The organism is Vannielia sp. SX4 (genome assembly GCF_052828525.1).
Genome location: NZ_CM128247.1, coordinates 450,275 through 464,791, shown reverse-complemented (window position 1 = coordinate 464,791; position 14,517 = coordinate 450,275). Strand labels below are relative to the sequence as shown.

Annotated in this window: 13 protein-coding genes; 11 read left to right on the top strand and 2 right to left on the bottom strand. The window is 64.1% G+C overall.

From position 1 onward, the window contains the following. The first annotated feature begins 42 nt into the window (after positions 1-42). The 4 genes from mutL (at position 43) to ACUXVX_RS02325 (ending at position 4,442) form a co-directional block, all read left to right on the top strand. Complete coding sequence (gene mutL / locus ACUXVX_RS02340; RefSeq protein ID WP_446310206.1) at positions 43-1,890, top strand: DNA mismatch repair endonuclease MutL; 1,848 nt, start codon at positions 43-45, stop codon at positions 1,888-1,890. After that, entirely contained in the window at positions 1,887-3,125 is a 1,239-nt protein-coding gene (locus tag ACUXVX_RS02335; RefSeq protein WP_446310205.1) for a DNA recombination protein RmuC, read from the top strand. Before mutL ends, ACUXVX_RS02335 begins: the two co-directional genes overlap by 4 nt. Positions 3,126-3,288: 163 nt before the next feature. Then, positions 3,289-4,041 carry an SDR family NAD(P)-dependent oxidoreductase gene (locus tag ACUXVX_RS02330; protein WP_446310204.1) on the top strand — a complete coding sequence of 251 codons (753 nt, stop codon included), beginning with the start codon at positions 3,289-3,291 and terminating at the stop codon, positions 4,039-4,041. Positions 4,042-4,115: 74 nt separating this feature from the next. After that, a complete protein-coding gene (locus tag ACUXVX_RS02325) occupies positions 4,116-4,442 on the top strand; it encodes a DUF3775 domain-containing protein (RefSeq protein WP_446310203.1) in 327 nt (108 codons plus the stop codon). Between the two features lie 18 nt (positions 4,443-4,460). Here ACUXVX_RS02325 and mnmH read toward each other — a convergent pair whose 3' ends face one another. Then, positions 4,461-5,498, bottom strand: coding sequence for a tRNA 2-selenouridine(34) synthase MnmH (mnmH, locus tag ACUXVX_RS02320; protein WP_446310202.1), 1,038 nt, complete (start codon positions 5,496-5,498; stop codon positions 4,461-4,463). A 105-nt stretch (positions 5,499-5,603) separates the two neighbouring features. Between mnmH and ACUXVX_RS02315 the strand changes: the two genes are divergently transcribed. From ACUXVX_RS02315 to ACUXVX_RS02305, 3 genes are all read left to right on the top strand, one after another. After that, entirely contained in the window at positions 5,604-7,577 is a 1,974-nt protein-coding gene (locus tag ACUXVX_RS02315; protein ID WP_446310201.1) for a caspase family protein, read from the top strand. Positions 7,578-7,593: 16 nt separating this feature from the next. Next, positions 7,594-8,637, top strand: coding sequence for a serine protease (locus ACUXVX_RS02310; RefSeq protein WP_222471265.1), 1,044 nt, complete (start codon positions 7,594-7,596; stop codon positions 8,635-8,637). Between the two features lie 108 nt (positions 8,638-8,745). Then, complete coding sequence (locus tag ACUXVX_RS02305; protein WP_446310200.1) at positions 8,746-9,264, top strand: LysM peptidoglycan-binding domain-containing protein; 519 nt, start codon at positions 8,746-8,748, stop codon at positions 9,262-9,264. A 6-nt stretch (positions 9,265-9,270) separates the two neighbouring features. Here the strand turns inward: ACUXVX_RS02305 and ACUXVX_RS02300 are convergent, their stop codons facing one another. Further along, entirely contained in the window at positions 9,271-9,657 is a 387-nt protein-coding gene (locus tag ACUXVX_RS02300) for a hypothetical protein (RefSeq protein WP_446310199.1), read from the bottom strand. Between the two features lie 82 nt (positions 9,658-9,739). Here ACUXVX_RS02300 and hemF point away from each other — a divergent pair, with 82 nt between their 5' ends. The 4 genes from hemF (at position 9,740) to ACUXVX_RS02280 (ending at position 14,373) form a co-directional block, all read left to right on the top strand. After that, a complete protein-coding gene (hemF, locus tag ACUXVX_RS02295) occupies positions 9,740-10,618 on the top strand; it encodes an oxygen-dependent coproporphyrinogen oxidase (RefSeq protein ID WP_446310198.1) in 879 nt (292 codons plus the stop codon). Between the two features lie 94 nt (positions 10,619-10,712). Continuing rightward, positions 10,713-11,588: a DMT family transporter gene (locus ACUXVX_RS02290; protein ID WP_446311493.1), complete on the top strand. Its 876-nt coding sequence runs from the start codon at positions 10,713-10,715 to the stop codon at positions 11,586-11,588. A gap of 116 nt (positions 11,589-11,704) precedes the next feature. Beyond that, positions 11,705-12,244 carry an RNA polymerase sigma factor gene (locus ACUXVX_RS02285; protein ID WP_446311492.1) on the top strand — a complete coding sequence of 180 codons (540 nt, stop codon included), beginning with the start codon at positions 11,705-11,707 and terminating at the stop codon, positions 12,242-12,244. Beyond that, positions 12,241-14,373 carry a YfbK domain-containing protein gene (locus ACUXVX_RS02280; RefSeq protein WP_446310197.1) on the top strand — a complete coding sequence of 711 codons (2,133 nt, stop codon included), beginning with the start codon at positions 12,241-12,243 and terminating at the stop codon, positions 14,371-14,373. Before ACUXVX_RS02285 ends, ACUXVX_RS02280 begins: the two co-directional genes overlap by 4 nt. Positions 14,374-14,517 lie beyond the last annotated feature (144 nt).

The window sequence follows — 14,517 nt, the reverse complement described above, 5'->3', positions numbered from 1 at the left end:
CCCCCTCGCAGAATCGCTCGCCGCCATGCTACCCCTAGTAGCATGAACGCGCCGAAGCCCAATATAAGCCCTAGCCCGCCGCAAATCCGGCAGCTCGACGAAGCGGTTATCAACCGGATCGCCGCGGGTGAGGTTGTGGAGCGCCCGGCCTCTGCGGTGAAGGAGCTGGTCGAAAACGCGATTGATGCAGGGGCGACGCGGATCGAGATCAGCATCTCTCACGGCGGCAAGACCCTGATCCGGGTCACCGACGATGGCTGCGGCATCCCGGCGGAAGACCTGCCGCTTGCCCTCTCGCGCCACGCTACCTCCAAGATTGACGGCTCCGACCTGCTCGATATTCGCTCTTTCGGCTTCAGGGGCGAGGCGCTGCCATCGCTTGGCGCGGTGGGCCGACTCACCATTACGTCGCGGCCCACCGGTACCGACGCACACAGCATCGCCTGCGCAGGTGGCACGCTTGGCCCGGTCAAACCTGCTGCGCTCACATCCGGTACCCAAGTCGAGCTGCGCGACCTGTTTTATGCCACGCCTGCACGACTCAAATTTCTGCGGTCGGACCGCGCAGAGACCCAGGCAATCTCGGAGGTAGTCAAACGCCTCGCCATGGCTGAGCCGTTCATCGGCTTTACCCTCCGGGATGAAACTGGCGGCGAGCCGCGTGTCACGTTCCGTGCTGATGCGCAATCGGGTGACCTGTTCGATGCGCTTGCCGGTCGCCTTGCCACAGTTTTGGGTCGGGAATTTGCAGAAAACGCCATTCGTCTCGACGCCGAGCGCGAGGGCATTCACCTCACGGGGTACGCCGCGCTGCCGACCTATTCGCGGGGGTCCTCGGTTGCGCAGTTCCTCTTCGTCAATGGGCGGCCGGTTAAGGACAAACTGCTGATCGGCGCCCTGCGCGGGGCCTATGCCGACTATCTCAGCCGCGAGCGCCACCCGGCGGCGGTGCTCTTTCTCGATGTCGATCCGCAGCGGGTGGACGTGAACGTGCATCCCGCCAAGTCCGAAGTACGCTTTCGAGAGCCGGGTGTGGCGCGGGGCTTGATCGTCAGCGGCATTCGCCACGCTCTCGCCGAAGCGGGCCATCGCGCCTCCTCCACCATAGCCGGCGAGGTGCTTGGTGCGATGACGCCCGAACGGGCGGAGGCGCCGGAGGCACCCCGCATCTACCAGATGGACCGCCCAGCCCATGACCGCGCCCAGAGCTACCGCTGGCCCACGCCTGTGGTGGAGCCGATGGGCTTTGCCGAGGCACCGACCGGCCGGGTCGAAGAAACGCCGCAGGGCGTGGATGAATCCCTCAGCCATCACCCGCTTGGCGCTGCCCGTGGGCAGGTGCATGAGAACTACATCATCGCCCAGACTGAGAGCGGCATGGTCATCGTCGACCAACACGCTGCCCACGAGCGGCTCGTTTACGAGAAGCTGAAACGCCAGATGGCGGAGAATGGCGTTGCCGCGCAGGCGCTGCTGATCCCCGAGATAGTCGAGCTCTCGGAACAAGACGCGTCGACCCTTTTGGCGCATGCCGAAACTTTCACCCGCATGGGGCTGACCCTCGAGCCCTTCGGCCCCGGCACCATTGCTGTGCGAGAAACCCCGGCGATTCTTGGTGAGATCAACGCCGAAGCCATGCTGCGCGATGTGCTCGACGAGCTGGACGACATCGGCGAGAGCCAGTTGGTGCAGGAGCGGCTCGAAGCCATCCTCTCTCGCGTTGCTTGCCACGGATCGATCCGCTCCGGCCGCCGGATGCGCGCCGAGGAGATGAACGCGCTTCTGCGCGAGATGGAGGCGACGCCTCACTCGGGACAGTGCAACCACGGACGGCCCACCTACGTGGAGCTGAAGCTGCACGACATCGAGCGGCTCTTCGGGCGCCGATGATCGAGATTGGTGGACAGTCCTACGCACTGACCGACCCGCGCGTGCTAGCGGTGCTAGGCGGTGCGCTGCTCGTTGTGATCCTGCTCTGGCTCTTGATCGCAACCGTTCGCCGCGCGGGCCGAGCCGCCGAGGCGGCTGGACAGATCGGCACCGTTTCAAAGGCGGTCGAGGCGCTTGCGCAAGGCCAGCATGAGCTTGGTGGGCGGATCGCCTCCGTCTCCGAAAGCCAGCAGACAGGACAGGCACAGATCGTGGCTGCCATGGAGGCGCGTTTGGCCGAGGTGCAGGCGCAGGTGGCCGACCGGCTGCACCAGACAGCGTTGCACTCGGCACGCACGCTCAACGACATGCAGGAAAAGGTGAACGAGACACTTGCGGGCAGTTCCAAGCAAACCGCCACCTCGCTGACCCAGCTCACAGAGCGGCTGGCACAGATCGACAAGGCACAGGCCAATATCGAGAAGCTCTCTGGCGATGTGCTCGGCCTTCAGGACATTCTGAGCAACAAGCAGACACGTGGGGCCTTTGGCGAGATCCAACTAAACGATATCGTTTCCAAGGCGCTCCCGCGGGACAGCTACACGCTGCAAGCCACGCTCTCGAACGGCAAGCGAGCGGACTGCCTGATTCACCTGCCCAACCCGCCCGGCCCCATCGTGATTGACGCCAAGTTCCCACTGGAGGCTTACGAGCAACTCAGCGGTGCGACGAGCGATGCCGAGAAAACTGCCGCCGGTCGGGCCCTGAGGGCCGCGGTGAAAACCCACATCAGCGCTATCTCCGAGCGCTACATCGTTGAGGGTGAAACCGCTGATGGGGCGCTGATGTTTCTTCCCTCCGAGGCGGTCTATGCCGAGTTGCACGCCAACTTTGCCGAAGTGGTGCGCGAAGGTTTTGCGGCGCGGGTCTGGATCGTGTCGCCCACGACCTGCATGGCCACTCTAAACACCATGCGTGCGGTGCTGAAGGATGCCCGGATGCGCGAGCAGGCGGGGGCGATCCGTAAGGAGTTGGCGCTGCTCCATGCAGATGTGGACAGGCTCGGCACACGTGTGGGCAATCTCGACAGGCACTTCGGGCAGGCGGCGAAGGACATCGAAGAGATCAAGATCTCTGCCGAGAAGGCGGGCAAGCGGGCGCACAGGCTCGATGCCTTCGACTTCGAGGAGCTGGCTCCCGAAGAGCCTGCGCAGGTCGTTCCCCTCAGCAGCCCTGCGACCGGGCCATCCAGCTGAAAGCTGCTCAATCGCCGGGCAATGGCATTAAATTAAGCGTCATCTCAGGCCTAGTGTGAACCCTCCGATTACCAGCGCGTTATAATGGGAACGGGGCGGCATGGAATCACTTTGCCCGCACCCATATTTTTAGAATGCGGCGTTTCCACGGAGGAGAGATTTCATGGTCGAATGGCAGGGCAAGAAGTACTGGATCATCGGTGCGGGCTCCGCTCTGGGACGGGCGCTGGCTGATCAGTTGAGTCGCGTCGGTGCTGAGTTGGCCCTCACCAGCGCCGAGCCGGACGCGATGAAGAAGCTGGCCGAGATGCTGCCGGGCAAGGCCATGGCGGTTGAAGCCGATACCTCCGACGCCGAGGCAATGAAGGTCGCAGCGGCGGGCGTGGGCGCGGTCGACGGCGTGATCTACCTGCCCGATGCGATGGGCGGCCACGGTGCCCGTAATTGGGACACGGTCGCGATCAAGCAGGTTATCGACCGTAACCTCGACGGCGCACTCAACACCGTGGGCGCGGTGCTGCCGGGCATGGTGGACGCCGACAAGGGGCACTTGCTGCTGGTCGCGGGCCTCTCCGCTTATCGCGGCCTGCCGGGTGAAATCGGCTACGGAACCTCGATGGCCGCCGTCATGCACCTGGCCGAAGAGCTCTATGCCGAGCTGCGCAACACAGGTGTGCAGGTGCAGCTTGCCTGCCCCGGCCACGTGATCGAACCTGAAGCGCTGGCCGAGGGTGATACGCCTGCCGCCCTGCCGCCCTCGGTGATGACATCTGAGGCCGCCGCGCGAGAACTGTTTGAGCACATGAACGATGACGTGTTCCAGAAGAGCTTCCCGACCATGCGGGGTTGGCTCGTACGTGTGTCACAGCTCATGCCGAACTGGCTTTACTACCGGCTCTTCCGCTCGCAACTTTGACGCAGGTCTGGGCCGGTGCAGGGGCTGGAAAGCGCGCGCCTATGCTGGCACTCTCAGGCCAAGGAGGCCCTGCCATGCTCGACGTTTCCATGCACAAGATCGTCCGCGTCATCGCGCTGGCCCGCGAGTACGGCTCCGATGGCGTGCAGACCCGCAATTACATCTCCGACATGAACGAAGATGAGCAATCGAGCCTTGTAGCCCTGATGTGGGTAGGACGCGGCAGTTATGATGCGGATGATATCGAAGAAGCCCGCCGGATGGCTGTGGCTGAGAAGTCCTCGCCTACGGAGACCTACCTTGGCGGCGAGCCGCAGTTGGCCGACATGCTCGAAGATGGGCTGGATGCGCTCGACATCAACGTGGCCGACGCCGAGGATCACCTGCGGGAGCGGCCCTGAGGCTCTGGTGCTGCGCGACTAAGGCTGGAGCTCTGCCGTGATCCTGTCGGCTGCGCGGTTTAGACCGTCCTCATCCAGCGTGATCTCCAGCCGGGTTTCAGGCGTTTCTGACCGACGTGATTTGGCGTAGCGCGGGTCGTAGTGGTGGCGGCAAAGCTCTGCCGCGAGTTGCACCACATCGCCATCTGCCGCCATCGCCTGCCAGCTCGCAACCCGCTCTCGCCCATGCAGCCGGGTGAGTTGCCCCAAGAGTGCGTTCAAGGCGGGCACGTCCGCCGCTAATTCGGCGTAGACACGGGCGAGATAGCGGGCGCGATCCTCGAGACCGGCGGCAAGAGTGAGGCGCGGTGCCTCGATCATCCGCTTCCAGAACGCGGGCGGTACCAGCAGTTCGCCCACCTTGGAGCTTTCTGCCTCCACCAGCACTGGCCGGGCCGGATCGAACCGCGCCAGTTCCTGAAGCAGCGCGGATTCAAAGCCCTTTTGCGCCGGTTGCGGGCCGACATTGCCCAGAAGCGAGCCGCGATGATTGGCCAGACCTTCAAGGTCCAGCACCTGCCCGCCGCGCTCGGCGACCCGTTGCAGGAGGTCAGTCTTGGCGGTGCCGGTGTTCCCGTCCAGCAGCACCACGTGATGCGGCAACGCGCCCTCGTAGAGCGCTTTTACCACCGATCGACGGTAGCTCTGATAGCCGCCTTCGACTTTCTCCACCCGCCAGCCGATCTGCCCGAGTATGGTTGCGAACCCGCCACTCCTCTGGCCGCCACGCCAACAATAGACCAGCGGCTTCCATCCCCCGTCCTTGTCGGCCAGTGGCCCCTCCAGATGAGCCGCCGCGTTGCGCGCCAGAATCGCGGCACCGATCTTGCGGGCCAGAAACGGGCTCTCTTGCACGTAGATCGTACCCACCTTCGCCCGCTCTTCGTCGGAGAACACCGGCAGCGAGATGGCGCCGGGCACGTGATCTTCAGCGAACTCGGAGGGTGAGCGCACGTCGATCACGGTGTCAAAGGGCAGGGGCTTGATAGAGAGTGGGTCGGGCAGGGTGTAGGCCATGGCGTTGGGCCTAGCGCAGGGCGTGGCTACAGGGAAGTGTGTCAATTGCTGTCATGAGCGCCCGTGAGCCTTGCCCGGAGCGATTTCACCAATAATATCGCCATCATGACGCTCAGGCAACTTTCCCTCGCCACGCTCACTGCGCTGGCCTGCGCTGCCCCCGTGGCGGCCGAAACCCGCGCCCTGTTGATCGGGGTCGGCGACTACGAATATCTGGATGCAGACCTGCGCGGGCCGGTGAATGACGTGGCACTGATGGCACGCACGCTCATGTCACGCGGAGTGGCCGCCGAGGATATCACTGTGCTGACCACGGCGCCTGACCTGCTGCCCCAGGGTGTTGTTGTGGGGATGCCCCGCCGCGAGGCGATCCTCAATGGGCTGGCCGAGGCCGCTGAGGCGACGGGTGAGGGCGATACGGTTTTCTTTTACTTCTCCGGGCACGGCTCGCAAGCGCCCGATCTCGATGGCGACGATCAGGGCGGCTATGACGAGATCCTACTGCCCTCCGATGCCTCCGGCTGGAAGGGCACGGTGGGCGCGGTTGAAAACGCGATCCTCGACGATGAACTGCGCGCCGCGGCCGAAGAGATCATGTCAGACGATGCGGCGCTTGTTGCCGTGCTCGATGCCTGCCACGCCGCAACCGGTTTTCGGGCCATGCCCGGCAAGGGCGCGGCTCGTTATATAGAGCCCATGCTGCTGGGCATCCCTGAAACGATGGAAGCAACTGAGAGCCGCCCTGCACCGGCGCTCGAAGGACAGTTTGCCTTTCTCTACTCGTCGCAATCCGACCAACGCAGCTTTGAATACCCGCATGGCGACCCGGACGATCCGGCCAATTGGTATGGTGAGTTCACGCGCGTGCTGACCACCGTCATGGCCTCGACGCCTGACCTCACGTGGGAGCAACTTCTGACCGCCACGATGGACGGGATGCGCAAAGAGACCGCGACCGCAACGCAAACCCCCGATGGTGAAGGCACCTTCATGGCGGCTCCGGTCTTTGGCGGAGCCGACTCCAACGCGCGATTTCGGGTGGATAAAGAACTGAAGGCTGGGGCTCTCGCGGGCCTGACGGAGGGCAGCGAAATTACCTTCTACGCGGCGGCGGTGGGCGGCGAGCCGCTTGGCACCGCAAGCATCACCGGCCTCACCCCTCTCAGCGCCGCGCTCTCTTCCGTGCCGCAGGGCGCGAAATACGCCGAAGTCACCTCTCTAGCGCCAGCCGAGGCTGTGCCTCTTCGGCTCTCCACGCCAGTCGTTTCTGACAGTGAAGACTACAGCGTCATTGCGGCCGAACTTGCCCGTCTCGAAGCTGAAGGCCTCGTCGATGGAGTGGATTGGAATGCTGAGCAGCCTGACCGCGCGCTCGTGCTGACGGGTGGCCAGCTTGCTGTGACCGGCCCAGATGGTGTGCTCGACCCGGACGGCCCCGGCTCTTCGCCGCGGTTCGTCGCCAATGACCTTGCAGAGGCATTGCCGCGCCTCGCGCAGGTTCAGCGGTTGGAGGCCGCGCTGACCCAAGCCGAGGCGGGGGCCAAGAAAGGTTTCACCGTCTCCGGCCCGCCGGTGAAAGTGGAGGCCGAGATGATCCCGGCGGACTGCGATGGTGCCACCGGCACCCCGATCCGGCCTGCGCCCGAGACTGTGCCTCATTGCGCCCAACTGTGGCTGCACATCCGCAATACATCGAGCAATGCGCAGGACGTTACCGTTCTCTACCGCGACAAGAGCTTCACCATCACCGCCATTTTCCCCGGCTCCGGCACATCCAACCGGCTCAACTTCAACGAAACCGTGCCGGTCGGGATGCTGATGGTGAACGAGGGCGATGGCATGGCTCTGGAAGAGGTGATCGTGCTGGTCACCCCGGCTAAAGATGGCGCACCGCGCACCGCCTTGACCGGGCTGGCCAATGACGGGCAGAGCCGGGGCGCGGGCAACCCGATGGAAGAATTTATCCAGGCTGCCGCCGCCCCACCCGGTGAAGCGTCACGGAATTTCAGCTTTTCGACCGCACCCGCCCCGCTTACCGTGACGCGGATCCCGGTGCGTATCACACCCAAGGACGATTGAAGGAAGGACAACGGACATGAGATTTGCAGCGGTAATCGCGGCGGTCGCCGGGCTTGGCCTCGGCACCGCTACGGCACAGGATTTTTCTGACGACGGCAGCGCCTCGCCCTTCGCATGGGCCGAAAGCGGCGAGAAAGCGGAGTATCTGGAGGAGAAGGCCAGCGAAGACAGCGGCTCGCGCGTGATCGGTGGCGAAGTGGCCGCTGATGGCGCTTGGCCGTGGCAGGTGGCGCTGATGATCAAGGGCAAGGGCATAACGCCTGACGCCCATTTTTGCGGCGGCTCGCTGGTGCTGGACCAGTGGGTGCTCACCGCGGCGCATTGCGTGCACATGCAGGACCCGCAGGGCCAATACCGTGACATCAACCCCGCCGCGATCCAGGTGCTCGCAGGCACCAACCAGATTGCCGAAGGCAAAGGCGACCTGATCGACGTGGCCGCGCTCTACCGTTTCCCAGGCTATATCGGCGGCGTGTTCGACAATGACATCGCGCTGCTGAAGCTCTCCCGCGCTCCACAGGTGCCCTACGAGACGGTGAAGATCCCCGATGCCGAGCTGGGCGACCTTCTGGAGCAGCCGGGTGTGACCACCACGGTGACCGGTTGGGGCCTGATCGACGGCGGCGAGCATCCGCAGGATATGCGCCAGGCCGATATTCAGATGCTCCCCCGGGACGCCTGCAACCAAGCGCTAATGGAGGCCCGCGCCGAGGTGGCTGCCAAGGGCTTTGTCTTTGCCGCAAAGACCTTTGGCCTCACGCCCGATGATGCGCAGGGTGCGTGGGAAGAGCTGGTGAAGCGCGCGCCGATCCCCATCTCGGAGAACATGATCTGCTCTGGCACTTATGAGGGTGGAAAGACTGCCTGTTCTGGCGACAGCGGTGGCCCGCTGGTGGTCAAGGTCAATGACGAAGGTCTCTACATTCAGGCAGGTGTTGTGAGCTGGGGTCTCTCCGGTGAGGGCGGCAAGAGCTGCAACGAGCAGGCCAAATTCTCGGCCTACACCCGCACCGCGAACTACGTGGACTGGCTGAACGGCATCATCTCCGCAAACCCGTAACACCGGCGACATTCACGCCAGAAGGGCGGCCGGATCATCCCGCGCCGCCCTTTTTCATGGGGTTTTCACACCGTTTCCCGGGCGGCGGCTGTTAGGCTGAGCTCAAGCTTGCCCAACCCCGCAACGGAGGCGCACGCCATGACGCCCACGCTCGATATCCAACAACCCCAGCCATTCGACCTCGTTGGCGACACGATCCTCATCGCCGGTAACGCCACAGCCTTTGAAGGCACTCTGACGATCCATGTCAGCGAGGGGCACGATGAGTATTCCAGCTTCACACAGGTCGGTTCACTTGGACTTCGGCAGTTTCAGGGCTCAATCGACATTCCGGCGACCAACTCGTTCCAACTCAACCGCCTGTTTCTGACGCTGGCCGATGATACCGGAAACGAAAACGGCCCGTCCGTCACGATCCCCGTGCTCTTTGGCCCCCGCATCCTGCCCGGCTACCGGGGCTGGCAACCCTATACCGTTCAACCGGGAGACACACTCTCGAGTATCGCCCAGTCGCAGTACGGCAATGGGAACTTCCAACCGATCTTCGAGGCCAATCAACACGTGCTGGCCAGCCCGAACCTGATCTTTCCGGGTCAGGTCCTGCGGATTCCGCGGGACGATATCTGAACCCGGTCAGCCCTCCGGATAGGCCCTCCGGCAGGCGGCGACCTGTGACCGAGCCTCACGCTCCAACTGGTCGCGCTTGACGATCATGTTACGCAGTTTTTGTTGTTCGGCGGCTGGGTCGATCGCGACCTGCTTGGTGCGGTAGCGGGTTTCGGGGCGGTGGCACCAGACGGCCTCGACCGGGCCGTCACCGGAGCGGGCGCAAATCTGGTAGCGCGTGGTCACGTAGGACTCCCGCTCGATCGCATAACCACGGCTGACATTGGCCTGTGTTTCCGCGATCAGCTTGTTCATCACCCGCAGATCCTTGGTTGCCCGTGCCTCGCAGGCCTCGCGCGGGGTGGCGCAGGCGGTGACGAGGGGGATGAGGAGCAGAGGCAGAAAATGCCGCATCGGGCGTCCTTTCAATGGCTTGGCCCCCTGTTTAGGGTCGCCACGCGGATTCGCCAAATCACGATATGCGGGGAGGGCCGGAATGAGCGACGCCATGGAAGACCAGAAATCGCGCGCGGCGGCGTGGTTCCGTAGCCTGCGTGACGAGATCGTGGCCGCCTTCGAAGGACTGGAGGACAGCTTTGACGGTGAGGGGGACGCCGGACGGTTTGAAGTGACCACGACCAAGCGCAGCGCTGAAGATGGCTTCGATGCCGGGGGCGGGCTGATGAGTGTGATGCGCGACGGACGGGTCTTTGAGAAGGTGGGGGTGAACGTGTCGGAGGTGTTCGGCACGCTGGGCGAAGCTGCGCAGAAAGCAATGGCCGCCCGCGGGGTGCCCGGCGTAGCCGAAGATCCCCGCTTCTGGGCCTCTGGGATCAGCCTTGTCGCCCATATGCAAAACCCGCATGTGCCTGCCGTGCACATGAACACACGGATGTTTTGGACCCCTTCAGCCTGGTGGTTCGGCGGCGGCTCCGACTTGAACCCCTGCATCGAATACGACGAGGACACGGCGCACTTTCATGGGCAGCAGAAGGCGTTTCTCGATCCACACGGGCCGCAGCTTTACCCCGAGCTGAAGGCCTGGGCTGATGAGTATTTCTTCATCCCTCACCGTGGCCGGGCGCGTGGGGTGGGCGGCATCTTCATGGATGACCGCAACACTGGTGATTGGGAGGCGGATTTTGCCCTGACCCAAGATATCGGGCGGGCCTTTCTGCCAGCTTACGTGCCGCTGGTCGAAAAGCGCCGCGGTCAGGCTTGGGGGGGGGCGGAGAAGGACGCGCAACTGGTCCATCGTGGGCTCTATGCGGAGTACAACCTCGTCTACGACCGGGGCACCAAGTTTGGTCTGGCCACGGGGCATGACGCGAATGCCGTGCTGATGAGCCTGCCCCCAATAGCGAAGTGGATCTGATCCGGGCGGCTTCCGCACATGCGGCCCTGAAATGCTACCCCTTGACCTTACCCGCCAGCCGGGCAACTTGCCCCGACACTACCGCGAGGCCCTGATGCCCCTCTCCTCCAACGCCCAGGGTGCACTCTGGATGACGGCCTCGATGGCCGGATTCGCCGTCGAAGACGCCTTCATCAAATCCGCAGCCGGGGCCGTGCCGGTGGGGCAGGTGCTGGCCACTTTCGGGGTCATTGGCACAGTGATCTTTGCGGTGTTGTGCCTTCGCCGGGGCGAGCGGCTGATCCATCCTGCACTGTTTTCGCGCCCCATGGCGGTGCGCTGCGGGTTCGAGATGGTTGGCCGGGTGTTTTACACCCTCGCCATTGCACTCACACCGCTCTCCACTGCCTCGGCGATCCTGCAAGCCGCTCCATTGGTGGTGGCGCTCGGCGCGATGACCGTTTTACGAGAGCCGGTCAGCCCGGCCCGGTGGTTGGCGATTGTGGTGGGCTTCGCGGGCGTATTGCTGGTGCTCCGCCCCGGCCTCGCCGGATTCGACATGCTGGCAATCCTCTCGGTGCTCGGCATGATCGGTTTTGCCGGGCGTGACCTCGCCACGCGTGCCGCGCCGCCAGTGCTCTCTCACGTACAACTCAGCCTCTACGGCTGCGCCATCCTGATCCCGGCGGGGTTGGTTATCCTCGCTTTCCAAACCACGCCGGTGGTCCCCTCCGGCACGGATGCCCTGCGGATTCTCGCCGCCTCTCTGGCGGGGGCCTCGGCCTACTATGCGCTGACCATTGCTATGCGCACCGGGGACGTGGGTGTGGTTGCGCCCTTCCGTTACACCCGGCTGGTGGTGGCCATGATCTTGGCTGCGCTCTTCTTTGGCGAACGGCCCGACACCGCGACGCTGGCAGGATCCGCTATAATCGTAGGCGCGGGTCTGATTGCGCTGGCCACGGGCCGCAGGCGTCGGGTGCGCGCCTGAGTTTCGCGGTGCGCGCTGGGATCGAGAACTGTCTTGGCAAGAAGCGGCGAGCGAAAAAATCTTTCGCATAGTGCCAAGGATTGACGCGCCGCATGCGTCTGACCAACGGTATGCGCATGTCGGTGTCTGACCATTCCCTCGCCCTAGCCGCCGCTGGCGGTGACAGGGAGGCCTTCGCCTCGCTGCTGGCACGGCATTACGACAGGCTTTTCGCCTTCGCTTTTCGGCTGACCGGGGCCCGTGCGGAAGCGGAAGACCTGACGCAGGACATCTGCCTTGCCCTGCCCGCCAAGCTGGCCAGATACGAGGGCCGGGCGGCGTTTACGACGTGGCTCTACCGGGTGGCGGTGAACGCGGCGCATGACCGGCGGCGGCGCGCCGCAACACAGGCCCGGGCCGCAGAGGGATGGGGTGACTGGCAGCAGGCACGACAGGCCGAAATGGCCGAAACCGCCGAGGCGGTGGATTGGCTCACCGCCATGTTGCGCGCCCTGCCTCCAGAGCTGCGCGACACCTGCGCACTCGTGCTGGGTGAGGAGATGACACAAAGCCAGGCCGGTGAAGTTCTGGGCGTGAGCGAGGGCACAATCGCCTGGCGCATGTCGGAGGTCAAAAAGCGCCTCCGCGCCGTGGCAACCGAGGAAAGAGCGTCATGACTGACGAGTTCGACAAGCTGAAAGCCGCGATGAAATCCGGCCCGCCCGCCCCTGACCCGGGGGCGAAGAAAGCTACTTTGGCTCTTGCCATGCAGGCTTTCGAAGACCAGCGCGAGGAAAATGCGGCATTGCGCCAAGGATCGGCAGCCGAGGCCCGTCCCACTCCTGAAAGCCCCCGAAAGGCGGGGCTGATGCAAGGAGTGAGAGAGATGTTTTTGAAGCTGAGCACCAAGGCCGGGCTGGCCGCCACTACGGGGATCGTTGCCGCCGGGCTGGCGGCCGTTGTGATTATCCCGCAGATGAATGAGGGCGGCGCACCCAAGGTCGTGACGGTCAGCGAAGGCGCGACCGATCCGTCTGCTGAGCCGAAGGTTCGTGAGCAGGACGAGTCCGCCCCGGAACAGCAGGTGGCCCGCCAGGAAGTGGCTGCCGCAGATGAGACGGGCGTGGACGATGGCGCCGTCGGCGGAGCTGCCACCACTGAAGCCGTCGAAGCGCTGACCGAAAGCGAGGCACCGATGGAAGCGGACGCGATGGCCGATGTCGCCGCTGAGCCGGCACCCGCGCCTTCGGTCGCACCGCGCACGGCAACTGTCGCGCGCAAGCGCTCCGCCACCGCAGGCGCCTCCAACGACGGCACCCTCGGTCGCATCGCCGGAACCTTCGCGCCACCGCGACCGGATGAGGGCACGGTTGCCCGCCCGGCACCCGATACCGAGGCTTACCCGGAGGCCGAAAGCAATCCTGTGAAGGTGGCCTCCGAGGAGCCGGTCTCGACCTTCTCCATTGACGTGGACACGGCCAGCTACTCGGTCGTGCGCTCCTCGCTCAACGCTGGGCAGATGCCGCCCGCCGATGCTGTGCGGGTGGAAGAAATGGTGAACTATTTCCCCTATACCTACGCTGCTCCAGAGGCGGATGATCCTGCGCCGTTCAAGCCCACCGTTGTGGTTTCGGAGACCCCATGGAACCCGGATACCCAGCTTGTGACCGTGGCCATTCAGGGCGAGATGCCGGTTGTCGAAGATCGCCCGCCGTTGAACCTCGTGTTCCTTGTGGACTCGTCTGGTTCGATGTCGGATGCGAACAAGTTGCCCCTGCTCAAGCAGTCACTCCGGTTGATGCTGCCCGAATTGCGCCCCGAGGATCAGGTGGCCATCGTGGCCTATGCAGGCTCGTCCGGACTGGTCCTGCCCCCGACGCCGGCCGGGGACCGCGCCAAGATCCTTGCTGCGCTCGACAACATTGGCGCGGGCGGTTCCACCGCTGGAGCGGCCGGGCTGGAACAAGCCTATGCAGTGGCTGAGGAGATGACCGAAGAGGGTGAAGTTTCTCGCGTTCTGCTGGCCACTGATGGCGACTTCAATGTGGGCCTGTACTCGCCCGTCGAGATGAAGGATTTCATCGAAAAGAAGCGCGAGAGCGGCACTTTCCTCTCCGTTCTCGGTTTTGGGCGGGGCAACCTGAACGATGCGCTGATGCAATCTCTGGCACAGAACGGCAATGGACAGGCCGCCTATATCGACACGCTGAGCGAGGCGCGCAAGGTGCTGGTCGATCAGCTCACTGGTGCGCTCTTTCCGATCGCATCTGACGTTAAGATCCAAGTGGAGTTCAACCCTGCCGAGGTCGCCGAGTACCGGCTGATCGGCTATGAAACCCGCGCCTTGAAGCGTGAGGACTTCAACAACGACAGGGTAGATGCGGGCGAGATCGGCGCAGGCCACTCGGTTACGGCGATCTACGAGATCACCCCGGTCGGCTCCCCCGCTGTGCTGAACGACCCTCTGCGCTACGGGTCGGCCGATGCATCTGTTGCTCCTGCGCAGGCCGAGCAAGACAGCCCTGAGTTGGCCTTCCTGCGGATGCGCTGGAAGGAGCCGGGCGAGAGTGAGAGCGAATTGCTGGAGTTTCCGATCACCGAGGATATGGGCGATGCCACCAGTGAGACCCGCTTCGCCGCTGCCATTTCCGGGTTCGGCCAACTGTTGAAAGGATCCGATTACCTTGGAGACTGGAGCTACGCAGAGGCCATCGAACTGGCCAATGGGGCCAAGGGCGAGGACGAGTTCGGTTACCGCGCCGAGGCGGTGAACCTCATGCGTCTAGCCGAGAGCCTCTCTCGCTGACTTACGGCTACCGCGCTGCAGCGAGCCGGGCGGATGATGCGGGTGCAGGCGGTAAGCTCGCCGAGCCGAGCCTGAGTCACCCGTAAGTTAACGGCCCCAGCATGTCCCTGCCGGGGCCGTTTCTGAGCGATGTATCCGTCACTA

Bases quoted from the DNA above. Each gene is read 5' to 3' on its own strand.
- ACUXVX_RS02310 (WP_222471265.1), top strand. From the start codon at position 7,594: ATGAGATTTGCAGCGGTAATCGCGGCGGTCGCCGGGCTTGGCCTCGGC.
- mnmH (WP_446310202.1), bottom strand. From the start codon at position 5,498: ATGGCCTACACCCTGCCCGACCCACTCTCTATCAAGCCCCTGCCCTTT.
- ACUXVX_RS02335 (WP_446310205.1), top strand. From the start codon at position 1,887: ATGATCGAGATTGGTGGACAGTCCTACGCACTGACCGACCCGCGCGTG.
- ACUXVX_RS02290 (WP_446311493.1), top strand. From the start codon at position 10,713: ATGCCCCTCTCCTCCAACGCCCAGGGTGCACTCTGGATGACGGCCTCG.
- ACUXVX_RS02300 (WP_446310199.1), bottom strand. From the start codon at position 9,657: ATGCGGCATTTTCTGCCTCTGCTCCTCATCCCCCTCGTCACCGCCTGC.
- ACUXVX_RS02325 (WP_446310203.1), top strand. From the start codon at position 4,116: ATGCTCGACGTTTCCATGCACAAGATCGTCCGCGTCATCGCGCTGGCC.
- mutL (WP_446310206.1), top strand. From the start codon at position 43: ATGAACGCGCCGAAGCCCAATATAAGCCCTAGCCCGCCGCAAATCCGG.
- ACUXVX_RS02285 (WP_446311492.1), top strand. From the start codon at position 11,705: ATGTCGGTGTCTGACCATTCCCTCGCCCTAGCCGCCGCTGGCGGTGAC.
- ACUXVX_RS02330 (WP_446310204.1), top strand. From the start codon at position 3,289: ATGGTCGAATGGCAGGGCAAGAAGTACTGGATCATCGGTGCGGGCTCC.
- ACUXVX_RS02280 (WP_446310197.1), top strand. From the start codon at position 12,241: ATGACTGACGAGTTCGACAAGCTGAAAGCCGCGATGAAATCCGGCCCG.
- hemF (WP_446310198.1), top strand. From the start codon at position 9,740: ATGAGCGACGCCATGGAAGACCAGAAATCGCGCGCGGCGGCGTGGTTC.
- ACUXVX_RS02315 (WP_446310201.1), top strand. From the start codon at position 5,604: ATGACGCTCAGGCAACTTTCCCTCGCCACGCTCACTGCGCTGGCCTGC.